Source organism: Streptomonospora salina (genome assembly GCF_014204715.1).
In the GTDB taxonomy this organism is placed as follows: domain Bacteria; phylum Actinomycetota; class Actinomycetes; order Streptosporangiales; family Streptosporangiaceae; genus Streptomonospora; species Streptomonospora salina.
Window position 1 is genome coordinate 3373775 of record NZ_JACHLY010000001.1, and the last position, 22177, is coordinate 3395951.

The following is a 22177-nucleotide window of genomic DNA, read 5'->3' on the forward strand; positions in this document are numbered from 1 at the left end:
GTGCGCACGACGGCCCGGACGCGGTTGAATGGGCCTATGAGCACACCCGCCGCAGCCGCCTCCGGCGGCGCCCCGGACGCGGGCGGCCACCGCCCGCCGCTGGACGGGCCCGCACTCGAACGCGCTCTGGTCCGCCCCGGTGGCCTGTGGCGCTCGGTCGACGTGCGGTCCGAGACCGCCTCCACCAACAGCGCGCTGCTCGACCGCGCCCGCGGCGGGGCCCCCGGGGGAACGGTCCTGGCCGCCGACCTCCAGACGGCCGGGCGGGGACGGCTCGACCGCGGGTTCGACGCGCCGCCGCGCGCCGCGCTGACCGTTTCGGCGCTGGTGCGCCCCGGCGTCGCACCGCCCCGCCTGGGGTGGCTGCCGCTGCTCATGGGCGTGGCGGCGGTCCGCGCGCTGCGCAGCGGCCCCGACGTCCCCGCTGTGCTGAAGTGGCCCAACGACCTCTTGGAGCGGAGCAGCGAGCTCAAGCTCGCCGGGATCCTCTCCGAAGCGGCCTTCCCCGGCGATCCGGACGCCGCGGGTGGGGGCGCCGGGAACGCGGGGGTCGGTGTCGTTATCGGAATCGGACTCAACGTGTCCCAGCGCCGCGGCGAACTGCCCGTCGACACCGCCTCCTCCCTGGCGCTGTGCGGCGCCCCCGGCGCCGACCGCCAAGAGCTGTGCGCGGAGCTGCTGAAGGAGTTCGCGGCGCTGTACACCGCCTGGGCGGACGCCGGCGGCGACGCCGAAGCGGCGGGCCTGGCCGGCGAGTACCACGCCTGCTGCGCGACCCTCGGCCGGCGCGTGCTCGCCCACCTGCCCGGCGGACGCGAGCTGCGCGGCCGGGCGGCCCGCGTTGACGCCGACGGGCGCCTTGCCGTGCACGACGACGCGGGCGCCGAGCACACGCTCAGCGCCGGCGACGTCGTCCACCTCCGCCCGGACGGGGGGTAGTCGGCGCACCGCCCGGGGGCGATCCGCGCCGGGCGGATCGCCCGCCCGCTCCTCGGCGCCGGTCGCCAGCACGTGCTGCCGCGCTTTCCCAGCGGTGCTGTGCGAGGATCGGAGTATGGCAACAGGACGGCGCCATCTGGCAGGCGACGAGGAGCTGATCCACGTCACCCGCAGGCACTGGACCACCGTGGTGGGAGCGTTCACCGCGCTCGTCGCGATCGCGGCCGCCGCCGCGGTCGTCGTCCGGCTGCTGCCGTTCGGGGAGGAATGGGCGCGCTGGACCTCCTACGCCGTGATCGCGGCCGCGGTCGTCGCCGCGGTCCTCCTGTGGCTGATGCCGTTCCTGCGGTGGTGGAGCGACCTCTACATCCTCAGCGACCGGCGGCTGATGAACAGGTACGGCCTGCTGACCCAGCACGGCCGGGACATCCCGCTCAGCCGCGTCAACGACGTCTCCTACAGCATGTCCCTGGGCGACCGGATCACCGGACGCGGGACGCTGACGGTGCGCTCCGCGGCGGAGCAGGACGGCTTGGAGCTGCGCGGCATCCCGCGGGTGCGGTGGCTGCAGAGCGAGATCTACCGCGTGGTCGAGGACTCCCAACGCCGCGAAGCGGGACCGGGCCGGGCGGGCCGGGAGGAGCGCGACGAGGACGGCCCGCCGCCCGACCCGGGCGAAAGCCCGTGAGCAGGGGCGGTCGAAGACGGAGTCTTCTTGACGCGCACCGCCTCCACGTACTAAACCGACAATGGCAGGCGGGCGACGCACCCCTTGAGCCGTCCGCCCGCCGCCTCCTCCCCGCAGCACCGCCGCCCACTGGTCTCCGACACGAGAGTTTCTGATGCCGTCGCGTCCCGACCCCACGGAGATCGAATCCGTCCTGCTCGGCGGGGAGGCCCGCTACACGCGGGAGGAGGCGATCCGGCTCTCCGGCGCCCCCGGCGACTTCTCCAAGCGGGTGTGGCGGGCGCTGGGCTTCGCGACCCGGGGCGAGGACGAGATCGCCTTCAGCGACGGCGACGTCGAGGCGCTGCGCATCACCGCCGAGCTGATGAAGGACGGCGTCCTGGACGAGGACGCCGCCATCCGGCTCGCCCGCTCCATGGGCCAGACGATGGCGCGGCTGGCGGAATGGCAGACCAGCATCCTGTCCACGCTGTCCCACTCGCCCGACAAGAGCACCGACGAGGAGCCCCACGGGCCGCTGGTCGGCATGGCCCAAGGGCTGATGCCCGGAATCGAGACCCTGCTGCTGCACATCTGGCGCCGCCAGCTGGCCGCGTCCGTGGCCCGCCGTATCGCCTTCGTGCGCAGCAGTGAGGACGCCGCGCCCACCTACTTCCCGCTGGCGGTGGGCTTCGCCGACCTGGTGTCGTTCACGACGCTCAGCCGCGAACTGGACGAGGTGGAGCTGGCCGAGGTGGTCGAGAGCTTCGAGTCCACCGCCACCGACATCGTGGCTTCGGGCGGCGGGCGCGTGGTCAAGACGCTCGGCGACGAGATCCTCTACGTCGCCAACACCGCCAAGCAGGCCGCCGAGATCGCGCTGCAGCTCGCCGACGGCGTCAAAACCCATGTCGAGGTGCCCGACGTCCGGGTGGGGCTGGCCCACGGACCGGTGCTGGCGCTACTGGGCGACGTCTTCGGCACCACCGTCAACCGCTCCTCGCGGCTGACCTCCTTCGCCCGTCCGGGCACGATCCTGATCGACGAGGCCACGGCCGAGCTGCTCAGCGGCGACTCGTCGCTGCAGGTGGTCGCTGCGCGGGCGCGCCACGCACACGGGCTGGGCCAGCTGCAGCCCTACGCCCTGCGCCGCAGCTTCGAGCCCGCCGGCCCGGCGGCCTGAGCATTCGCGCGCCCGCCTGTCTCCCGCCACCGCCCCGAGGGGCGCCGGTCCCACCGAGCGCGAGGTTTTTACCGGCACAGCGCCGGAGAACGGTGAAAACCCCGAGATCGTTTCGGCGGACCCGGCACAACGGGGACACTCGCGCTCAGTCGGCGGCGCCGCCGCGCGGACGGAGCCCGTCGAGGGCGGCGACCACGACCCGCTCGGCGTAGTCGCCGGTCAGTTCGCCGCCGCGAAGCATCCAGCGGTTGAGCAGCGGGCCCCAGATCAGGTCGACGGCCACGTCCGGATCGAGGTCGGCGGAAAGTTCCCCGGCCCGCTGCGCACTGCGCAGCCGGTCCTTCTTGAGCTCGCGCATCGGCCGTTCCAACCGCTCGGTGTAGGCCCGGGCCAGGTCGGGGTCGTGGGCGATCTCGGTGTTCAGGGCGCGCATCGGCTCGTCGTAGCGGGGATCGTTCAGTTCGTCGACGGTCGCCCGTAGCACGGCGACGAGGTCGGCCTCCAGGTCGCCGGTATCGGGTAGCGCCGGGGAGCCGCCGGAATCCTCGGACAGCATCAGGAACGCGTCGAACAGCACTGCGCCCTTCGACGGCCACCAGCGGTAGACGGTCTGCTTGCCGACTCCCGCGCGGGCCGCGATGCCCTCGATGCTCAGTCCGGCGTAGCCGGCCTCGCCGACGAGGTCGAAGGCGGTGCTGAGGATCGCTCGGCGCGACGCGTCGCTGCGCCGCGCGGGGTCGGGGTCGGTGCGCACCGCGTGCATGATCCCTTCCGCGAGCGGGTGAACGTCGGGGAATCCCTCGTGGCTGTACTCGGTGGGGAAAGCCGCGTGCGCGTGGAGGACGGAAACACGGGGTCTGCCGGTTCCGGCGTTTTCGTGCGTGCCCGTGAACCCCGGTAGTACGTGGGTTCGCATGCAGCTTCGGTACCGGTTCCGCCTGTACCCGAACGGTCCCCAGCGCCAAGCGTTGGCGCGGGCGTTCGGGTGCGCGCGGGTCGTGTTCAACGACGGGCTGCGGGCGCGGGAGGCCGCCCGCGCCGAAGGCGGGGCGCTCCCGACGACGGGCGGGTTGTCCGCGACGCTGATCACCGAAGCGAAGAAGACCGACGAGCGCGCATGGTCGGGCGACGTGTCCGCCGTGGTCCTGCAGCAGGCGCTGAGGGATCTGGACGCCGCCTACCGCACCTTCTTCGACGGCCTCAAAGGCACGCGCCCCCGCGTGGGCGCACCCCGGTTCAAGTCCCGCAAAGACCGGCGTCAGACCGTCCGGTTCACTGCCAACGCCCGCTGGAGGATCACGACCGGCGGCGACCTGTCGCTACCCAAGATCGGGAACGTGCGCGTGACGTGGTCCCGCGCGCTACCGTCGGTGCCGTCGTCGGTCACCGTGGTCAAGGACGCCGCCGGACGGTACTTCGCGAGCTTCGTCGTCGAGACCGGCCGGGACGAGACGCTGCCCGAGACCACCGGCGAGGTCGGCATCGACCTCGGGTTGGGGCACTTCGCGGTGCTGTCGGACGGCACGAAGGTCGACTCGCCCCGGTTCCTGCGCCGGGCCGAGAAGAAGCTCAAGCGGGAACAGCGCAACCTGTCCCGCACACAGAAGGGGTCGGCCAACCGGGACAAGGCCAGGGTGAAGGTCGCCCGCGCTCACGCCCGGGTCGCCGACGCACGGCGCGATTTCCACCACCGGCTCTCCACCCGGCTGATCCGCGAGAACCAAGCGGTGGCCGTGGAGACCCTGGCGGTGAACGGGCTCGCCCGCACCAGGCTGGCCAAGTCGGTGCATGACGCGGGGTGGTCGGCGTTCGTGCGCATGCTGGAGTACAAGGCCGCGCGGTACGGCCGGAGGCTGGTCAGGATCGGGCGGTTCGAACCCACGTCCCGGGTGTGCTCGGTGTGCGGCGTCAAGGACGGGCCCAAGCGTGCGGCGACTGCGGGGCCGTGCTGGACCGGGATATCAACGCGGCGGGCAACGTCGCCACGGCCGCCGGGCTGGCGGCATCAGCCCGTGGAGCGCAGGTAAGACCCGAACCCGTTCGGGCGCAGCGCGGTGAAGCGGGAACCCGCCGAAGCGGTCACCCGACCGCCGTAGGAATCCCCGGCTTTTAGGCCGGGGAGCGGAAGCCAATGGACGGATCTGTACACGCGCATGCGCACCACCGAACCGCTGGAGGCCTACGCTCCGCTGCGGGCGGAACTGGAGCGGCAGTGGTCCCAGGCCGAATCCGAGCCGGTCGACAGCGAACCCCGGATCGCCGCCGAGGCCCTGCTCACGCTGGTCGACAACGACGACCGCCGCTGCGGCTGCTGCTCGGCAGCATGGTCTACGACCTCGCCTTCGACGTCTCCCGGCAGCGTATGGACACCTGGGCGCGGTGGGAGGAGGTGAGCCGGGCCGCCGAGCATCCGGTGCCCGCGCCCTCGGCGTAGGGTGCGGCCGCACCCGCGCCGCACCCGCGCCGCTGCCGGGCGGCCGGGCGCGGCGCGGGTGCCTCAGCCCTGGTCGCCGCGCAGGTAGGAGGCCGCGTCCCGGGCCCGTGCGAGCAGGTCCGCGGGGTCCTCGCCGGCGACGTTGACGTGGCCGATCTTGCGGCCGGGGCGGACCTGCTTGCCGTAGAAGTGGACCTTGGCCTCGGGGTCCTTGGCCATGACGTGGATGTAGCGCTCGTAGACGGCGGGGTCCTCGCCGCCGAGCACGTTGGCCATCACCGTGTAGGGCGCGGTGCTGCGCGGGGATCCCAGCGGCAGGTCCAGCACCGCGCGCAGGTGCTGCTCGAACTGCGAGGTGCGGGCGCCGTCCATGGTCCAGTGCCCGGAGTTGTGCGGGCGCATCGCGAGTTCGTTGACGACGACTCCGCGGTCGGTCTCGAACAGCTCCACGGCGAGGACGCCGGCCACGTTCAGCGCGTGGGCGAGGTCGATCGCCAGTTGCTGGGCGGCGGTGGCCTTCTCGTCGTCCAGGCCGGGGGCCGGGGCGATCACCTCGCGGCAGATGCCGTCGCGCTGGACGGTCTCGACCACCGGGTAGACGGCCAGCTGGCCGTAGGGCGAGCGCGCGACCTGCACCGCCAGCTCGCGGCGGAAGGAGACCCGCTCTTCGGCGAGCAGCTGCACACCGTTCTCCGCGGCGCGCTCCAGCACCTCCCGGGCCTGGGCGCTGTCGGCGGCGACCCACACGCCCTTGCCGTCGTAGCCGCCGCGGGCGGCCTTGAGGACCACGGGCCACCCGGTCTCACCCGCGAACGCCTCGATCTGGCCGAGGGCGGTCACCATCCGCCAGCGCGGGCACGGCACGCCCAGCTCTTCGGCGCGTGTGCGCATGCGCAGCTTGTCCTGGGCGTGCTCCAGGGCTGCGCGGCTCGGGCGCACGCGGGCGCCCGCCTCCTCGATCTCCCGCAGGACGGGTTCGGGCACGTGCTCGTGGTCGAAGGTGAGCACGTCGCAGGACTTGGCGAAGGCCAGCAGGTCGTCCCGGCCCCGGTCGTCACCGAGGTGGACGTCGCCGCAGACGCGCGCCGCGCTGTCGGAGGGCGAACCCGCCAGGACCCGGAAGTCCACGCCCAGGGCGATGCCCGCCTGGTGGGTCATGCGGGCCAGCTGCCCGCCGCCGACCATCCCCACGCGGGGGACGGGCCGATGATGCTCGCTCACAGTTCCTCAACTCGTCGACGACTTCTACGCTGGTCCGCGGTCGGGGGAGTAGGCTGGAGCGGCCCCCGGGGCGGCTCCCCCCGGGAGTCTAGTGACCACCTGGGCAAAGGAGTGGATCCCCCTGTGCGATCGGTGCTCGTGACGCCGGAGCGGCTCCCGCGGCTGTTCCGTGAGCTGGCCAAGTTCGGCACGGTCGGAGGGGCGGCCTACGTGGTCCAGCTGGCCGCGACCAACCTGTTCTGGCTCGCTCTCGACGCCCCGCCGCTGGCGGGCCAGGCCCTCGGCGTGCTGATCGCCACCGTCGTGGCCTTCCTCGGCAACCGCTTCTGGACCTTCGGCCACCGCGCCCGCACCGGCCTGGCCCGCGAGTACGTCCTGTTCTTCGTGTTCAACGCGATCGGCCTGGGCATCCAGCTGGCCTGCTTGGGGATCTCGGTCTACGCGCTGGGCTTCGACGGCCCCCTGGCGCGCAACATCGCCGGCAACGTCGTCGGCGTGGGTGCGGGATCGGTATTCCGGTTCGTGTCCTACAAGCTGTGGGTGTTCCCGCCGCGGCCCGAGGAGCGTCCCGCCGGGGCGCCGGACGCTGCCGGAACTGCCGCATCCGCGCGCCGGGCCGAGCCCTCCTGAGGCGGCCGGCGCGGCGGTAAATTCCCGGTACGGGGCCGGCAAAGAATGCGCCAACGCCAGAAAATTGTCGCCGTATGTCCGCTATGCGGTCGGTGTGTTTTCGATCGACCCGGGTCTTTACGGCGCGCATCATAGGGAAATACGTGCCGCCGCTTTACGATCGGTCGTATGACCTGCGTTTTGCTGGCCGAGGACGATACGTCGATTTCCGAGCCCCTTGCCCGCGCACTCCGCCGCGAAGGGTACTCCGTCGACGTGACAGTCAACGGCAATGAGACTCTGGAACGCGCCCGCGCCGGCGACGTCGATCTGATGGTCCTCGATCTCGGCTTGCCCGAAATGGACGGGTTGGAGGTGGCTCGCCGGCTGCGCACCGAAGGCCACGGCACACCGATCCTCATCCTCACGGCGCGCGCCGACGAGGTCGACACCGTGGTGGGGCTCGACGCGGGAGCCGACGACTACGTCACCAAGCCGTTCCGCCTGGCCGAACTGCTGGCCCGCGTCCGGGCGCTGCTGCGCAGGGGCGGTGCCGAGGTGCCCGTGGTGCACGGCGTGCGCATCGACAACGAATCCCGGCGCGCCTGGATCGGCGACCGCGAACTGCAGCTCACCACCAAAGAGTTCGACCTTCTGCGCATTCTCGTGCGCGACGCCGGAAAAGTCGTCACCCGCGAGCACATCATGCGCGAAGTGTGGGACACCAATTGGTGGGGCTCCACGAAAACACTGGACATGCATATATCGTGGCTCCGCCGCAAGCTCGGGGACGACGCGAATCAGCCGTCGTACATCACCACGGTGCGGGGTGTCGGCTTCCGGTTCGAACGCGATTAGCCGGACCCGTCCCGCCGTCGGGGACGGGAGCCGGTCCCCGGACCGAGCAGTGGGGGTGTGACATGCGCAGGCGGATGCTGTTCTCCACGCTGGTGGTGACCGTGATCGCGGTCCTGCTGCTGGGGCTGCCGCTGGGCGCGCTGACCTACAGCACCATCCACTCCCAGGCCAGGCGCCAGGTCGAGCAAGAGGCCCAGGTCATCGCGGCCGAAATCGAAGCCGAGCTCGCCGATTCCGACCGGGTCGACCTCGATCGGCTCACCGAGGTGCACCCCGAACGCCACATCGAGATCAGGCTGCAGACCGGGGAGGTCTTCAGCGCCGGAGGCTGGGGGGTCGACCCCCGCGCGGACGACTCCCCGCCGAGCGTGCACGCCACCGCGTCCTCGGGCGGGGGCACCGCCGTCACCGTCTGGCGCGACACCGCCCGGGTGCGGGAGAACATCCTCAACGCCTGGCTGGGCATCGGATCGCTGTCGCTTCTGGCCGTCGGCGTCGCCGTCGGGCTGGCGATGCTGCAGGCCCGCCGGCTGACCCTGCCCCTGGTGGACCTCGCCGCCACCGCCGAGCGCCTGGGCTCGGGCATCGTCACTCCGTGGGGCCACCGTTACGGGATCTCCGAGGCCGACCGGGTCGCCGAGGTCCTCGACCGCAGCGCCGAGCGCATCGCCAGCCTCATCGCCACCGAGCGCCACTTCGCCACCGACGCCTCCCACCAGCTGCGCACCCCGCTGACGGCGCTGTCGATGCGGCTGGAAGAGATCATCGCCGAGGCCGACAGCCCCGACGTCGTCCGCGACGAGGGCGAGGCGGCCCTGGCCCAGACCGAGCGACTCGTCGACACCGTCGAGAACCTGCTGGGGCGGGCACGCAAAAGCCAGCAGCCCCAGGCGGAGGCCATCGACATCGACAACGCCCTCGGGCGGTTCGTTTCGGAGTGGGGGCCCATCCTGCGCAAGGAGGGCCGCGACGTCCTGCGGGCGGGCGATCGCGGGCTGTCGGCCTCGATCCCCAACACCGACCTCACCCAGATCATGGCCACCCTGGTGGACAACGCGCGCCGCCACGGCGCGGGCACGGTGACGATCCGCACGGTCGGCGAGGGCGGGTCGGTGCGTATCGAGGTCGGCGACGAGGGCCCGGGCGTGCCCGAAGATATCGCCGGACGGATCTTCGAACGCGAGGTGACCGGCGGAAACGGCACCGGGCTGGGCCTGGCGCTGGCCCGCCACATCGCGGAGTCGCAGGGCGCCCGCGTCGAGCTGATCCAGTCGCGGCCCACCACGTTCGCACTGTTCCTGCCCCCGGCCGGCGGCACGCTGGCCGAGTCGGGGCCGAGCCCGGCGTGAGCCGACGCCCTCCGGTGCGCACGCAGCCGCCGGAGCGCCGCGAGGCCGGACCGGTCCGGGGAGGGGCGAGCGGGGAGGCGGGCCGCGACCGGCCCGCCTCCGGCGCCCGCGGGCGGATCACTCCTGCAGGTTCGCGGCCTCGGCGCCGATCGTGGTGGAGTCGCCGTGACCGGTGAGCACCGCGGTCTCGGGAGCCAGCGGCAGCAGGCGCGTGCGGATCGAGTCGACGATGGTGGGGTAGTCGGAGAACGACCGCCCCGTCGCGCCCGGGCCGCCCCGGAACAGGGTGTCGCCGGTGAAGACGGTGCCGATCCCCGGCGCGTGCAGGCACACCGCGCCCGGACTGTGGCCCGGGGTGTGCAGCACCTCCAGCTCGACGTCGCCGGCCTGGAGCCACTCGCCGTGCAGTAGCTGCGCGTCGGGTTCGCGGCCGGGGTAGACCATCTCCCACAGTTCCGCGTCGTCGGGATGCAGCAGGATCGGCGCGTCGCCGAAGTCGGCGAGTTCGGCCGCGGCGTTGATGTGGTCGTTGTGGGCGTGCGTGCACACGACCGCCATGAGCTCGCGCTCGCCCAGAGCCCGGGCGATCCGCTCGGCGTCGTGTGCCGCGTCGATCACGATCGCCGCGCTCTCGTTGCCGACGATCCAGACGTTGTTGTCGACCTCCCATTCGCCGCCGTCGAGGCGGAATGTGCCGGAGGTGACGACGTGGTCGACGGGCCCCTGTGCCTCGGCCATTCAGTCGGCCTCCGCATCGCGCGGGTGCTGCTGCCGGTGCATCACTGTCGGCGCCTCCTTGCCTGCTGCGGTGTCGTGCGGCGGCCGACCGGAGCCGCCGCGCCCCCGGGGCGTGCGGCCGACCGTGCCGGTGAGCCCACCGTAGCGGGCGCGCGCCCGCCCGCAGAAGTCCCGCCGCGCGCCGCGGGCGCCGCTTCACGGGCACACGCCGTGCCGTCCGGCTCCGCCGGGGCCGCCGCAGCCGTAGGATCGCTCACGTCGTGCGGGGCAGCAGGCCGCCGCAGCGCTTCGCGCCCCGGGCGCGGAGGTGTCGCCGATCAGCGAATGGAGTGCACACGTGAGCGAGGACGCCCCTGCCGTCGGCATCGTGATGGGCAGCGATTCCGACTGGCCGGTCATGGAGGAGGCGGCCAAGGCGCTGGAGGTGTTCGGCATCGGTTACGAGGCCGACGTCGTCTCCGCCCACCGCATGCCCAACCGGATGATCTCCTACGGTTCCGAGGCGGCCGAGCGCGGCCTCAAGGCGGTCATCGCCGGCGCCGGAGGCGCCGCCCACCTGCCGGGCATGCTGGCGGCCGTCACGCCGCTGCCCGTGATCGGCGTGCCCGTGCCGTTGCGCCACCTGGACGGGATGGACTCGCTGCTGTCGATCGTGCAGATGCCCGCGGGGGTGCCGGTGGCGACGGTCGCGGTCGGCGCCGCCCGCAACGCCGGGCTGCTGGCGGTGCGCATGCTCGCCGCCCACGACCCCGACTTGCGCGCGCGCATGAGCGAGTTCCAGGACGAGTTGTGCAGCCAGGCCGAGGAGAAGGGCGCGCGGCTGCGCCGCCAGGTCGCGGCCGGTACGGCCTCGACCGGCTTCGGCGCCGGGGACTGATCCGGGCGGTCAGTCCCTGCCCCAGCGTGCCCACACGTCGGCGGGGATCCGGTCGACGATGTCGGTCAGCGCTTCCAGGCGCGCCTCTGCGGGGCCGGGGCCGCCGCCGTCGCTGGTGCAGATGAGTACGTCGCGGTCCATCACCAGGTCGGTGAACCCGTAGTGGCGCAGGTCCGCGCGCACGGGTTCGGACAGCAGCTCCGTGGCGAAGCGGGCCTCCGGGCTTTCGGCGTAGACGCCGTCGCCGTCGCCGGTGCTCCCGCCGGGGTCGCGGATGTAGATGTAGGGCACCGGGGCCGGGAGCGCCACGGCGCAGACCTCGATCCGCTGCCACGGGGCGCCGGGCGCGCCGTGGTGGACGTAGTCGAAGATGCGGAACGGCCGTCCGCGGTGGCGGCCGGTCAGCTCGTGGCGCACCCGGCCCAGCGGGCCGGGCGGCAGGGCAGTGCGCGGCCAGCCCCGGATGGCGGCCTGGTGGCGCTCGGCGTAGTTCCACCCGTGGGTGTCGGCGAGCTCTCGGCGCGCCTCGGCGCGCGCCGGGTCGATCGGCGGCGGGTCGGTGCCGGCGGCGGTGCCGTTCTGAGCGTCCGGGCGGTCTCCGGCCGGGCCGCGGAGGAAGCGCGGGCGTCGCATGGTCGCTCCTTACCCGGCTCGCCGCCGGGCCAACCGGCCGCGGTCAGCGCTACACACGGCAATTCGCCCGAATTCGGGTGTTAGGCGGCGAATCCCGGTGGAAGCCGCGTCATGCCCGGAGGCGCGGGGGTGGGCGTTCATCCCAGCAGCCGCGGCCACTCGATCGCCGGGCACCGGTCCATCACCATGGTGCGCCCGGCCGCGCCGACCCGTTCGGCGGCGTCCGCGTCGACCACACCCAGCTGGAACCACACCGTGGAGATGTCGGGGCGTCCCAGAGCCTCGTCGGCGACCGCACCGGCGTCGGAGGACCGGCGGAAGACGTCGGCGACATCGACCTCGAAGGGGACGTCGGAGAGCGACGCGTATCCCTGCTCGCCGTGCACCGTGGCGGCGGAGGGGTGCACGGGCACGATCCGCTTTCCGCGCTCCTGCAGGAAGCGGGCAACGCTGTAGGCCGGCCGCTGCGGGTTGTCGCCGAGACCGACGATCGCCCACACCCGGGCCTCGTGCAGCACGCGGCGGATCGCGTCCTCGTCGGCGACTGCGCTCATCGTCATCCCCCCATGATGCCTTGCTCTGTCCGGCCGCCCGGTCAGGGCCGGCCCAGCGCCCGGTAGGTCCATCCGCAGTCGCGCCAGTGCTGCGGGTCCAGCGCGTTGCGGCCGTCCACGATCCGCGGCTGGGCCGCCACCTTGGCCAGCTCGTCGGGGTCGGCGTCGCGGAACTCCGCCCACTCCGTCAGCAGCAGTACGACCTCGGCGTCGCGCACGGCCTCCAGCATCGTGTGCGCGTAGCGCAAGTCGGGGAACTCCTGCTTGGCGCGGTCCAGCGCCTCGGGGTCGTACACGGTCACGACACCGCCCAGCTCGGCGATCGCGGTGGCCACGTGCAGCGCCGGCGAATCGCGGATGTCGTCGGAGTTGGGTTTGAACGCCGCGCCGAGCACGCCCACGGTGCGCCCGGCGAAGCTGCCGCCGATGAGCCCGCGGGCGATGTCGACGGTGCGCGCCCGCCGCCGCTGGTTGATGGCGTCCACCTCGCGCAGAAAGGACAGCGCCGGCTCCACGCCCAGCTCGTCGGCGCGGGCCATGAAGGCCCGGATGTCCTTGGGCAGGCACCCGCCGCCGAACCCGAGTCCGGGTCCCAGGAACTTGCCGCCGATGCGGTCGTCGTGGCTCAGCGCCTCCGCCAGCTTCATGACGTCGGCTCCGGCGGCCTCGGACACTTCGGCCATGGCGTTGATGAAGGAGATCTTGGTGGCGAGGAACGCGTTGGCCGACACCTTGACCAGCTCGGCCGTCGGCAGGTCGGTGACCAGGAAGGGGATGCCCTGCTCGATCTGCGGTGCGCACAGCTCGCGCATGGCGGACTCGACGGCGGGGGAGTCGGTGCCGATGACGATGCGGTTGGGCCGCAGCGTGTCCTCCACGCCGAACCCCTCCCGCAGGAACTCCGGGCTCCATCCCAGGTGCACCTCCGCACCCGGGGGTGCGCACTCCGCGATGCGCTTCGTCAGCCGCCCGGCGGTCCCCACCGGCACCGTCGACTTGCCGATGATGATCGCCGGGCCCGTCAGCCGGGCGGCCAGGGAGTCGACGGCGGCTTCGACGAACGAGAGGTCGGCGGCGTCGGAATCGTCGCGCTGCGGGGTGCCCACGCACAGGAAGTGGACGTCGGCGAAGGCGGCGGCTTCGTCGTAGTCGGAGGTGAAGCGCAGCCGGCCGTTGGCGAGGTTGCGCTGGAGGACCTCCTCCAGGCCCGGTTCGTAGAACGGCGCCCGTCCGGCGGAGAGGCTGTCGATCTTGGACCGGTCGAGATCCAGGCCCAGCACTTCGAAACCGAGCTCGGCCATGCAGGCGGCATGCGTGGCACCCAGGTAGCCGGTGCCGATGACGGAGATCCTGCTGCGCGATTCTGCGACCAATGGTCCGTCCTTCCAAGCTGAGCTGGCGTCGCTGCCGTCCGCGCCGACGCGGTTTCGCCCTGCGGCGTTGGCATGCTACCGCCGGGCCGAGCAGGGGTCGGCGCCGGTGCCGGAGCTCCTGCGGGGCTCGCGGAGCCGCACAGCGGACCCCCGCGGCCCCGGAGCCGCCGCGCGCCGCGGGTTCTGCCTGTGCCGCCCGCCGGGGACGCTCCGCGTCACCCGCCTTCCCCGAGGTGTTTCCGGGATCGTGCCCGGTGCAACGTCGATCCGCGCGTCGGCTGCCGCGGACGGCCGCGGACGGCCGCGGACGGAAGCGGCCGCCGCGGGCCGGTGCTGCCGGACCCCCGGGAACGCGATGGTGCTGCGCCGGTACGGCGATCGTCGAACGGCCGCTCGGCCGCAAGATTACCCGTGGGCGAACGATGCGGGCGCCGCCGCCGGCAGCGGCGGCGCGGCAGCGCTCAGCCGCGGTCCTGCCACCGCGGCGACGGGGAACCGCGCGGATCGCCGGCGTCCGGGCGGTGCGGATCGTTCCAGCCCGACGGTCCCGCGGCGGGCGGCGGTCCGGGCTGCTGCGGCTGCCGGTCGCGCGGATCGGACACGTGGTAGCGCGGCGGCATCCCGTCGGCGTCTGGGCTCATCGTCTGCGTGGTCCCGGTGCCCTCCGGCGGGGCGCTGTCGCCGCCGGAGCGTGCCGCTGTCGTGCTGGAGCCGTCGTAAGGATCGTCGTCGAACTCGTCCCCGTCCCGGCTGCGCCAGCGCGAGGGCGGCAGGGCGGAGACGACGAGGGCCGCGCCCACCACGGCGAACACCGGTCCCCAGGGGAACCACGGCTGCTCACCGGGCCAATCGACCGTAAGCAGGTCGGCCACCGCCGGCACCGGCCGGGGCAGGTCCGCGGTCTCGGCGAAGCCCGCTGCGCCGAGGACCAGTCCGGGCACCAGCGCCGCCAGCGGCGACAGGCGCGACCCCGTCAGCAGGCCCAGCAGCAGCCCCACCGTGGCCAGCACGGAGACCGGCACCAGCCACGACGGCCCCGGTACGACGGCGGCCAGGTCGTGGTTGAGGAGACCGGCCTCGGCGCTCCAGTGCGGCGCCCAGGCGAGTCCGACCGCCAGAACCGGGACGGCCAGGATTCCGGCGAGCAGGCCCAGGAAATGGCGCAGGCCGTTGGACATGGGGGACTCCTCAGGCGGGGACGCGCGCGGACACCACACGCTAGCCCCGACTCCCCGCCCGGTGCCAGAGGGACTGCGGGTCCGGCCCCATCCGGTACGCACCGGATACGGGCGGGATGCCGACTCGTGTCGTGCCGAGCGGTCAGTCCCGCCCGCGCTGGAACTCCAGCGTGTCGCTCTCGGGCGCGCGCGAAGACGAATTCCAGCGCGGCCGGCCTATGCGCCGGCGCCGCATCGGCGTCGTCGTCGACTCCGGATCGCCTTCCGGCGCTTCGCCGAGCCCGCCGCGTCCGTGGAGTGTGTCAGGGCCGGCGCCCGTCGGGCCGTCCGGTCGGGCGGGCTCGGGACCGTGCCCGCCGCGCGGCCCGGGCACGCCGTCGGCCGGAAGCGGGCCCGGGTCGCCGGGCCGGGGCGCGTTGCGGGCGCGCCACCGCGACGGGACCAGTCCCGAGACGAACAGCAGGGTGCCCAGCGGCAGCGCCAGCAGCAGGCCGGGGCCCAGCGGGTGCAGGACCGAGTCGTCGGGGATCCAGCCGGGCAGCGCCGCGTCCACCGTCCCCGCGGCCATGACCGGCCACAGCGCGTAGCCCAGCAGCAACCCCCCGCTGAACAGCGCCGCCAGTGGCGAGACGCGGGCGCCGGCGAGGAACCCGCAGGCGACGCCGACGAACATCAGCACGCCCACCGCGGTCAGCCCCAGCGGTGCGAAGCCCGCGCCGCCGACCGCGGCGGAGACACGCTGGGCGGACCAGCCCAGGGCGGCCCACAGGGCCGGGGCGATGGCCGCACCGGTCAGCAGACCGATCACGTGGCGCAGCATCGTGCCTCCTCAGCAGAGCGCCGTACCTCCCGGTTCGGCGTCGGGAACCCCCACGCTATCCGGTGCCGCAGCGCCCTCGGCTGCGGCCCGAACGCCGCCGCTGCGGGGCTTTCACCCTTCGCAGACCTTCTCCCGGGCGGTGGCGGGCCCGGAGCCGGTCCCGCCGCCGGACCGCTGGGACGACGTGGACGCGGCCTGCTGCGTCTCGGCCTGTTCCGGCTCGGGCGGCTGCACCTCGCGGTAGTTGAACCCGATCACGACCTGGATCCGCTCGCCGAGCTCCTCGTCCTTCTCCAGGGACGAGCCCGGGACCGCCTCGGCCACCACGGCGGCCTCCTCCTTGTTGCCCGGGCCGTAGCGCAGCACGGTCTCGGGCACCTCGGTGCTGGACCAGTTGCGCGCGGCCGAAGGCACCCGGAAGCCGGCGTCGCCGAAGGCCCGGTCGGCTTCGGCGCCGAGCCCGGTGATACCGGTACCGTTGAACACTTGCAGGTGGATGTCCCCGGGGTCGGGAGACGTGCCGGACCTCCCCGCGGACGCCGACGCGTCCCCGCCGTCGCCGCCGCCGAGCGGCTTGTCGGCGTTGATCCGGGCGAACATGTCCGAGGCCTGCCGGCGGTCCCAGGTCACCGCGACGTCGCCGTGCGGAGTCCAGAAATCGGTCCGCTCGACGGGCACCGTGGTGAAGGTGACGTCGCCCAGCCCGATGCCGCGCAGCTGGCCGGTCAACGCGTTGATGGCGCCGGTGTCCAGGCTCTCGTCCACGGTGACCGAGTTCAGCGCCCGGTCGACGAAGTCGCCGAAGCGCTGCGGGTTCGACAGGGTGTCGGTGCTCGCCGCGGTCTCCAGCATGGCCGACAGGACCTGCTGCTGGCGGTCGATCCGGTCGAGGTCGCCGCCGGCGGTGGCGCGGGTGCGGGCGAAGGCCAGCGCCTCCGTACCGTCGACCCGGTGCGTGCCCGCCGCCATGTCCAGGTGGGCTTTCTCGTCTTCGATGGGCGCGGGCAAGCAGACCTCGATACCGCCGAGGCCGTCGACCATGTCCACGAACCCGGTGAAGTCGACTTCGATGTAGTGGTCGATGCGCACACGGGTGGCCGACTCGACGGTGCGCACCGCCAGAGACGGCCCGCCCAGCGAGTAGGCGGCGTTGATCTTGTTCTCGCCGCGTCCGGGGATGTCGACCCAGGAGTCGCGCGGAATACCCACGACGGTGACGTGGTCGCGGTCGTCGTCGAGGTGCACGAGCATCATGGTGTCCGAGCGCTTGCCCTCGGCCCGTCCCACGCCCAGCTCGTTCTGCCGGTCCCGCTCCATGCCCTCGCGTGTGTCCGAACCGATGACCAGGAAGTTCAGTGCCCCCTGGGCGCCCTCCTCGGGGCGGTCGCCGTCGGCCAGCCCGCCGAAGACGTCGAAGCGGTCGAGCTGCCCGGATACCCAGCCGGTGAGCGACCACGCGGTGCCCGACGCCAGCAGGACCAGAACCGACAGCGCCCCGGCCGTCAGCAGCGCCGCGCGTTTTCGCCGGACGGGGCCGCTGGGAGGGGTGAAGCCGCGCCGGGGATCGGGAGGTGTGGGAGCGGAACGCATGCGGGCAAACCCGCCGTCGCGTCCGGCTCGCTCTCCGCTGCGCCGGTCCTCGCCCGGGCGGTCGCTCACAGCACCCTCCGTCCGCTCGCCGCTGGAAGGCCTGCGCGGGCGCAACGGGGCCGGCGGCGCGGCGGGGAGCGGCCACTGCGCACCGTCTCCCGCCGCTCCGCGGGCGCTTTCACCGCCTGCCCCCGGTCGCGTGCAGGTCCACCGGCCCTCACGTTCGTTCCTCTAGGTTGTCACCGAATCCACCGATGGGTCGCCCGCTGTCACCTCTCGGCGTGTTGCCCCCTTCCGGATGAACGGGGCCCGATGCCGCGTCTTTTCGCCCCCGGTAGGACGCGCGCGGCGGGCGCACGGTTCGGTCCGCGATGCGCACCGCGGGTTCGGGGGCGGGCGCGGTCGCGCGCGGCGAGGCGCGGCCCGCAGGGGTGTCCCGGGTCGCCCTGGCCGGGCGCCGCCGGGCAGTGCAGTACCGTATCGACTGCGAAGCCGCGACCCGGCCTCGCGCTCCCTGCCGCCCGACCGTTGGAATCGCCCGTGACCTGGCCGGCCGTATCCGTCGTCATGCCCGTGCTCAACGAGGAGCGCCACCTGGCGTCCGCTGTTAGCCACGTCCTCGCCCAGGACTACCCGGGCGAGCTCGAGATCGTGCTGGCGGTGGGCCCCTCCACCGACCGCACCCGCGAGGTCGCCGCCGAGATCGCCGCCGCGGACGGGCGGGTGAAGGTCGTGGACAACCCCACCGGCCGCACGCCGGCGGGTCTCAACGCAGCGATCGACGCGTCCTCCCACGGAATCGTCGCGCGCATCGACGGGCACTCGATGATGCCCTCCGACTACCTCGCCGTGGCCGTAGGCACCATCGGGGAGACCGGTGCCGACAACGTCGGCGGCATCATGGCCGCCGAGGGCGAGACCCCGTGGGAGAAGGCGGTGGCCGCCGCCATGACCTCCCGGGTCGGAGTCGGCAACGCCCGCTTCCACACCGGCGGCTCGGGCGGCCCCGCCGACACCGTGTACCTGGGCGTCTTCCGCCGCTCGGCTCTGGAGCGCGTGGGCGGCTACGACGTGGCGTTCCTGCGCGCCCAGGACTGGGAGATGAACCACCGCATCCGCACCACCGGAGGCACGGTCTGGTTCGAGCCGCGGATGCGGGTCTCCTACCGGCCCCGGCCCGGCGTGCGCGCGCTGGCCAAGCAGTACTTCAACTACGGGCGCTGGCGCCGCGTGGTGTCCCGACAGCACAAGGGCACCATCAACCTGCGCTACCTGGCGGCGCCGACCGCCGTCTGCGCGATCGCGCTGGGGCTGGCGGGCGGCTTCGCGTTCTGGCCCGCCTGGCTCGTGCCCGGCAGCTACGCCGCGGCGATCACCGCCGCCTCGCTCCCGCTCGGCCGAGGGCTTTCCGCCAAGGCGCGCCTGAGCATCCCGGCCGCGCTGGCCACCATGCACATGGCCTGGGGGGTGGGCTTCCTCACCAGCCCGCCCGGCCTCGGCGCCGACTCCCGCGTCGCCCGCGCGAACCGTGAGCAGCACGCCTGAGCACGGGCCGCGCGCTTCTCGGCCGGCGGAGCGGCGCGAGCGCGCGCAGCCGTCCCGGTGAGCACGGGTCGGCGGCGTTCCGCCGTCACCGCTTCTGCCGCCTGGCCTTCAACGCGGCCGCCACGCCCGGGACGTCGTCGACGACGACCGCGTCCACGCCCGCGTCGGCGAACCGGGCGGCGTCGACGGGGCCGGGGCACCAGGTGACCACGTCCAGGCCCGCGCGGTGGGCGACACCGACCGTGTAGGCGACGTCGCGGCGGCCGGGACGCTCGGGCTCGCCGGTGAGGCCGAAGGACCGGGCGTCGACCGCCACCAGGCCGCAACCGAGCCCCGCCGCCCCCGCCACAGCCTGGTCCACGGGATTGCGCACGAACGGCATCCACGCCAGCGGAATCTCCGGAGCCCCCTCCCGCACCGCCAGCAGAACGGCAGGATCGAATGAGCAGACGAACACGTGCTCGCGGCCGGCGGCGGCGCGGCGGCGCTCGGCCTCGCGGCGCAGCGCGGGCAGCAGCAGCCCGGCGGTGCGCCGCCGCGGCGGGTCGACCGCGTCCTCCATCACCGACTTGACGTCGACGTCCACCCCCGCGCACACGGGGATGGCCGCGAACGCCTCGTCCAGCCGCAGCAGCCCCGCATCGCGGCACTCCCGCGCCGGGAGGTCGGCGATCGTCCGGCCGTCCGGCAGCGCCTCGTCGTGGTGGACCACCAGCGCGTCGTCGGCGGTGCGCCGTACGTCGATCTCGACCCACTGCGCACCGGAGCCGACCGCGGCCAGGTACGACTCCGCGGAGTTCTCCCGGTAGTCCGACGCCGACGAGCGCCCCGCGCCGCGGTGCCCGATGACCTCGGGCGCGCTGAACACCGTCACCCGCGGGCCTCCTGGTGCCGCTCCCCGTCCCGGGGCGGGCCGGCGACCGGGCCGCCGCGCACCCGCATCAGGGTCTCGGCGATCTCGACGTCGCCGGGATTGGTGACTTTGATGTTGGACTCGTCGCCGGGCACGATGCGCACCTGCGCGTCGGGCAGGTAGTCCAGCACCACGCCGCAGTCGTCGGTGGCCGCCAGCCCGGGGGCGGCCAGCGCCCGGCGGTAGGCCTCGCGCACCACTCCCAGCCGGAACCCCTGCGGGGTCTGCATGCGGCGCAGCGAGGCCCGGGGCGGGACGTTGCGCAGCACCTCGGCGCCGCCGGAGTCCGGAGCGATCTCCACGACCGTGTCGCCGGCGGGCACGGCCACGCCTACCGCGTCGGCCTCGGCCAGCGCGCCCACGCACCGGCCGATGACCTCCGGGGTCACCAGCGGGCGGGCGGCGTCGTGCAGGAGGACCAGGTCGTCGTCGCCGCGGTGCTCCAGCGCGCGCAGCGCCGCCGCCGACGTCGCGGTGCGGTCCGCCCCGCCCGGCAGGACGGCCGAGACGCGGTCCGGACACGTCCGGTCGGCGATCTCCCGGGCCTCGTCCAGGTGCTCGGGCACCATCAGCACGATGACGTCGTCGACCTCGGGTGCGGCGCAGAATGCGGCCAGGGCGTGCTCCAGAACGGGGCGCCCGGCCAGCGGCAGCAGCTGCTTGGGGGAGCCCCCGCCCATGCGGGCGCCGACGCCGCCGGCCAGCACCGCCGCCGTGACGTGGGCGCGCGCGCCCGCCTGGGGACGCGTGCCCGCCTGGGGACGCGCGGGCGTGGCGGAGTCCTGCGGCATCGTCGTCCTTTCCCGCTGCGGTCGCGGCCGGTTGCGGGCTCGCCCGCCGAGCCTTCGGCCGCACCAGCCGAGATTAGCCGACCCCCGCGGTGCCGCCGGGGCCGTGCGGCCCGCACCGCCCGGTGCGCCGGGCACCCGCCGGTAGGCTGGGCTGCCGCCGCACCGCCGGATCCGGCGGTGCGGGCGGCGCCGGGCGCACGGGCGGCGCACAGCGGAGCGGGAGGGAGGCGCCGGTGGCGTCGCGGTTGCTGGCCCTCTGGCACAGCCGGCGGATCGTCGGCCTGCTCGTGCGGCGGGACCTGAAGGTCCGGTACCAGGGGTCCGTTCTGGGCTACGCCTGGTCGATGCTGGAGCCCCTGGCGATGGCGGGGATCTACTTCTTCGTCTTCGGCCTCGTCTTCGACACCGACCGCGGCGTTCCCGGCGGCGGCGACGCGCCCGGCGGCTACCTGCTGTTCCTGATCTCGGGGCTGCTGCCGTGGCTGTGGTTCTCCCAGTCGCTGAACCGGGCGCCCAACGCGATCCTCAGCCACAGCAGGCTGATCACCACGCTGCGCGTCCCCCGGGAGGTCTTCCCGGTGCAGGAGGCCGCCGCCAAGTTCGTCGACTACCTGCTGACCTGGCCGGTGCTGCTGGCCTTCGTCGCCGTGCTGGGCGGGCGCACCAGCGCCCAGGGGCTCATGGTGTGGCTGCCGCTGGCGGTCACCGCGCAGCTGGTGCTCACCGTGGGGACGACCCTGCTGCTGGCGACGGTGAACGTGCTCGTGCGCGACGTCGAACGGATCGTGCGCATCCTCAACCGGGTGCTGTTCTACGCATCGGCCATCATCATCCCCTCGGGGCTGGTGCTGGATTCCGGCCGCTTCCCCGCCTGGTTCACGACACTGTTCCAGCTCAACCCGCTGTTGGGGATCTTCAAGATGCATCACGCCGTCTGGTACCCGGCCGACGCCCCCGGGGCCCTGGCCCTGACGGCGAGCGTCGCGGGACCGGTCCTGGTCCTGGCCGCCGGCTGTGCGACGTTCCGGCGCCTGGAGGCGCCGGTACTGAAGGAGCTGTGATGGGCGATCCCGTCATCGAGGCCGAGGGCCTCGGCATCCGGTTCCGCGCCGACCGCGGGCGCCGGCGCAGCCTGCGCGACCTGGTGCTCGGCGTCCGGCGCGCCCCGGGCACCGACGGCTTCTGGCCGGTGCGCGACGTCTCCTTCCGGATCCGCCGGGGCGAGTGCGTGGGCATCGTCGGCAAGAACGGGACCGGGAAGTCCACGCTGCTCAAGCTGATCGCCGGCGTGCTCATCCCCGACGAAGGCAGGGCCGGGGCCCGCGGCCGGGTCGCTCCGCTGCTGGAGCTGCGGGCGGGGTTCAACGGGCGGCTCACCGGCCGCGAGAACATCTACCTGGTCGGTTCCCTGCACGGGATGGCCCGACGGGAGATCGACGCCCGCTTCGACGCGATCGTGGACTTCGCCGGCCTGCGCGAAAGCGACATCGACACGCCGGTGCGGCACTACTCCAGCGGAATGAAGGTCCGGCTCGGTTTCGCGCTGGTCGCCCAGTTGGACCACCCGGTGCTGTTGGTCGACGAGGTGCTGGCCGTGGGCGACCGGGAGTTCCGGGAGAAGTGCTACCGCACCATCGAGCGGATGCTGGCTCAGGACCGGACGATGGTGCTGGTCTCGCACAGCGAGGACGACCTGCGGCGCTTTTGCACCCGCGGGCTGTACCTCAAGGACGGCGGTCTGGCGCTGGACGCCGGGATCGACGCCGTGCTGGAGGCCTACCGCCGCGACCGCGCCGCCGAAGAACCGGAGGCACCGGAGAGCGGCGCGCCGGACACGGCCCGGGAAGGCACGTGAAGGGCCGCCGGGCTCATCCGGGGCCGACGGGGGACCGTGGTCCCGCACGG

At 73.6% G+C, this 22177-nt stretch carries 23 protein-coding genes; 12 read left to right on the top strand and 11 right to left on the bottom strand.

The annotated features are described in order from the left end of the window. Positions 1–36 precede the first annotated feature (36 nt). The 3 genes from HNR25_RS15365 (at position 37) to HNR25_RS15375 (ending at position 2789) form a co-directional block, all read left to right on the top strand. Positions 37–939 carry a biotin--[acetyl-CoA-carboxylase] ligase gene (locus tag HNR25_RS15365; protein WP_184636127.1) on the top strand — a complete coding sequence of 301 codons (903 nt, stop codon included), beginning with the start codon at positions 37–39 and terminating at the stop codon, positions 937–939. A 115-nt stretch (positions 940–1054) separates the two neighbouring features. Then, the gene (locus tag HNR25_RS15370) at positions 1055–1627 is read left to right on the top strand and encodes a PH domain-containing protein (RefSeq protein ID WP_184636129.1); all 573 of its coding nucleotides are present in this window, start codon (positions 1055–1057) and stop codon (positions 1625–1627) included. Positions 1628–1781: 154 nt separating this feature from the next. Continuing rightward, a complete protein-coding gene (locus HNR25_RS15375) occupies positions 1782–2789 on the top strand; it encodes an adenylate/guanylate cyclase domain-containing protein (protein ID WP_184636131.1) in 1008 nt (335 codons plus the stop codon). A 145-nt stretch (positions 2790–2934) separates the two neighbouring features. Here HNR25_RS15375 and HNR25_RS15380 read toward each other — a convergent pair whose 3' ends face one another. Next, on the bottom strand, positions 2935–3552 hold the full coding sequence (locus HNR25_RS15380) for a TetR/AcrR family transcriptional regulator (protein ID WP_184636133.1): 618 nt from the start codon (positions 3550–3552) through the stop codon (positions 2935–2937). A gap of 151 nt (positions 3553–3703) precedes the next feature. On the opposite strand from HNR25_RS15380, the gene HNR25_RS15385 reads away from it, so the two are divergent. Together HNR25_RS15385 and HNR25_RS15390 are read left to right on the top strand one after the other, a co-directional pair. Then, complete coding sequence (locus tag HNR25_RS15385) at positions 3704–4816, top strand: RNA-guided endonuclease InsQ/TnpB family protein (RefSeq protein ID WP_312862560.1); 1113 nt, start codon at positions 3704–3706, stop codon at positions 4814–4816. A 126-nt stretch (positions 4817–4942) separates the two neighbouring features. Then, on the top strand, positions 4943–5182 hold the full coding sequence (locus HNR25_RS15390; RefSeq protein ID WP_221457603.1) for a hypothetical protein: 240 nt from the start codon (positions 4943–4945) through the stop codon (positions 5180–5182). 104 nt (positions 5183–5286) lie between these two features. Here the strand turns inward: HNR25_RS15390 and HNR25_RS15395 are convergent, their stop codons facing one another. Further along, positions 5287–6444, bottom strand: coding sequence for a 5-(carboxyamino)imidazole ribonucleotide synthase (locus tag HNR25_RS15395; RefSeq protein WP_184636135.1), 1158 nt, complete (start codon positions 6442–6444; stop codon positions 5287–5289). A gap of 123 nt (positions 6445–6567) precedes the next feature. On the opposite strand from HNR25_RS15395, the gene HNR25_RS15400 reads away from it, so the two are divergent. The 3 genes from HNR25_RS15400 to HNR25_RS15410 all read left to right on the top strand — a co-directional run bounded on the left by HNR25_RS15400 (position 6568) and on the right by HNR25_RS15410 (position 9260). After that, on the top strand, positions 6568–7074 hold the full coding sequence (locus HNR25_RS15400) for a GtrA family protein (protein WP_312862561.1): 507 nt from the start codon (positions 6568–6570) through the stop codon (positions 7072–7074). Between the two features lie 168 nt (positions 7075–7242). After that, entirely contained in the window at positions 7243–7911 is a 669-nt protein-coding gene (locus HNR25_RS15405) for a response regulator transcription factor (protein ID WP_184636137.1), read from the top strand. A 62-nt stretch (positions 7912–7973) separates the two neighbouring features. After that, on the top strand, positions 7974–9260 hold the full coding sequence (locus tag HNR25_RS15410) for a sensor histidine kinase (protein WP_184636139.1): 1287 nt from the start codon (positions 7974–7976) through the stop codon (positions 9258–9260). A gap of 117 nt (positions 9261–9377) precedes the next feature. Here the strand turns inward: HNR25_RS15410 and HNR25_RS15415 are convergent, their stop codons facing one another. Further along, positions 9378–9998, bottom strand: a complete 621-nt coding sequence (locus HNR25_RS15415) for an MBL fold metallo-hydrolase (protein WP_184636141.1) — start codon at positions 9996–9998, stop codon at positions 9378–9380. Between the two features lie 337 nt (positions 9999–10335). Between HNR25_RS15415 and purE the strand changes: the two genes are divergently transcribed. Further along, complete coding sequence (gene purE / locus HNR25_RS15420) at positions 10336–10875, top strand: 5-(carboxyamino)imidazole ribonucleotide mutase (protein WP_312862562.1); 540 nt, start codon at positions 10336–10338, stop codon at positions 10873–10875. A 9-nt stretch (positions 10876–10884) separates the two neighbouring features. Here purE and HNR25_RS15425 read toward each other — a convergent pair whose 3' ends face one another. The 6 genes from HNR25_RS15425 to HNR25_RS15450 all read right to left on the bottom strand — a co-directional run bounded on the left by HNR25_RS15425 (position 10885) and on the right by HNR25_RS15450 (position 17023). After that, positions 10885–11508 (bottom strand): hypothetical protein, encoded by a 624-nt coding sequence (locus HNR25_RS15425; protein ID WP_221457605.1) that lies wholly within the window; start codon positions 11506–11508, stop codon positions 10885–10887. A gap of 137 nt (positions 11509–11645) precedes the next feature. Then, on the bottom strand, positions 11646–12062 hold the full coding sequence (locus HNR25_RS15430; protein ID WP_184639357.1) for a CoA-binding protein: 417 nt from the start codon (positions 12060–12062) through the stop codon (positions 11646–11648). 41 nt (positions 12063–12103) lie between these two features. Continuing rightward, on the bottom strand, positions 12104–13435 hold the full coding sequence (locus HNR25_RS15435; RefSeq protein ID WP_184636143.1) for a UDP-glucose dehydrogenase family protein: 1332 nt from the start codon (positions 13433–13435) through the stop codon (positions 12104–12106). 461 nt (positions 13436–13896) lie between these two features. Continuing rightward, entirely contained in the window at positions 13897–14613 is a 717-nt protein-coding gene (locus tag HNR25_RS15440) for a hypothetical protein (RefSeq protein ID WP_184636144.1), read from the bottom strand. A gap of 142 nt (positions 14614–14755) precedes the next feature. Next, complete coding sequence (locus tag HNR25_RS15445) at positions 14756–15433, bottom strand: hypothetical protein (RefSeq protein WP_184636145.1); 678 nt, start codon at positions 15431–15433, stop codon at positions 14756–14758. A 111-nt stretch (positions 15434–15544) separates the two neighbouring features. Then, positions 15545–17023, bottom strand: a complete 1479-nt coding sequence (locus HNR25_RS15450) for an LCP family protein (protein WP_184639359.1) — start codon at positions 17021–17023, stop codon at positions 15545–15547. A 528-nt stretch (positions 17024–17551) separates the two neighbouring features. Between HNR25_RS15450 and HNR25_RS15455 the strand changes: the two genes are divergently transcribed. Further along, positions 17552–18568 (top strand): glycosyltransferase family 2 protein, encoded by a 1017-nt coding sequence (locus tag HNR25_RS15455; protein ID WP_221457607.1) that lies wholly within the window; start codon positions 17552–17554, stop codon positions 18566–18568. Between the two features lie 85 nt (positions 18569–18653). On the opposite strand, the gene HNR25_RS15460 is transcribed toward HNR25_RS15455, so the two are convergent. Both HNR25_RS15460 and HNR25_RS15465 read right to left on the bottom strand, forming a co-directional pair. After that, complete coding sequence (locus HNR25_RS15460; protein WP_184636147.1) at positions 18654–19442, bottom strand: glycerophosphodiester phosphodiesterase; 789 nt, start codon at positions 19440–19442, stop codon at positions 18654–18656. After that, entirely contained in the window at positions 19439–20272 is an 834-nt protein-coding gene (locus HNR25_RS15465) for an IspD/TarI family cytidylyltransferase (protein ID WP_184636148.1), read from the bottom strand. Before HNR25_RS15465 ends, HNR25_RS15460 begins: the two co-directional genes overlap by 4 nt. A 233-nt stretch (positions 20273–20505) precedes the next feature. Here HNR25_RS15465 and HNR25_RS15470 point away from each other — a divergent pair, with 233 nt between their 5' ends. Together HNR25_RS15470 and HNR25_RS15475 are read left to right on the top strand one after the other, a co-directional pair. After that, the gene (locus HNR25_RS15470; RefSeq protein ID WP_184636149.1) at positions 20506–21333 is read left to right on the top strand and encodes an ABC transporter permease; all 828 of its coding nucleotides are present in this window, start codon (positions 20506–20508) and stop codon (positions 21331–21333) included. Next, on the top strand, positions 21333–22127 hold the full coding sequence (locus tag HNR25_RS15475; protein WP_184636150.1) for an ABC transporter ATP-binding protein: 795 nt from the start codon (positions 21333–21335) through the stop codon (positions 22125–22127). Before HNR25_RS15470 ends, HNR25_RS15475 begins: the two co-directional genes overlap by 1 nt. Positions 22128–22177: the final 50 nt, after the last annotated feature.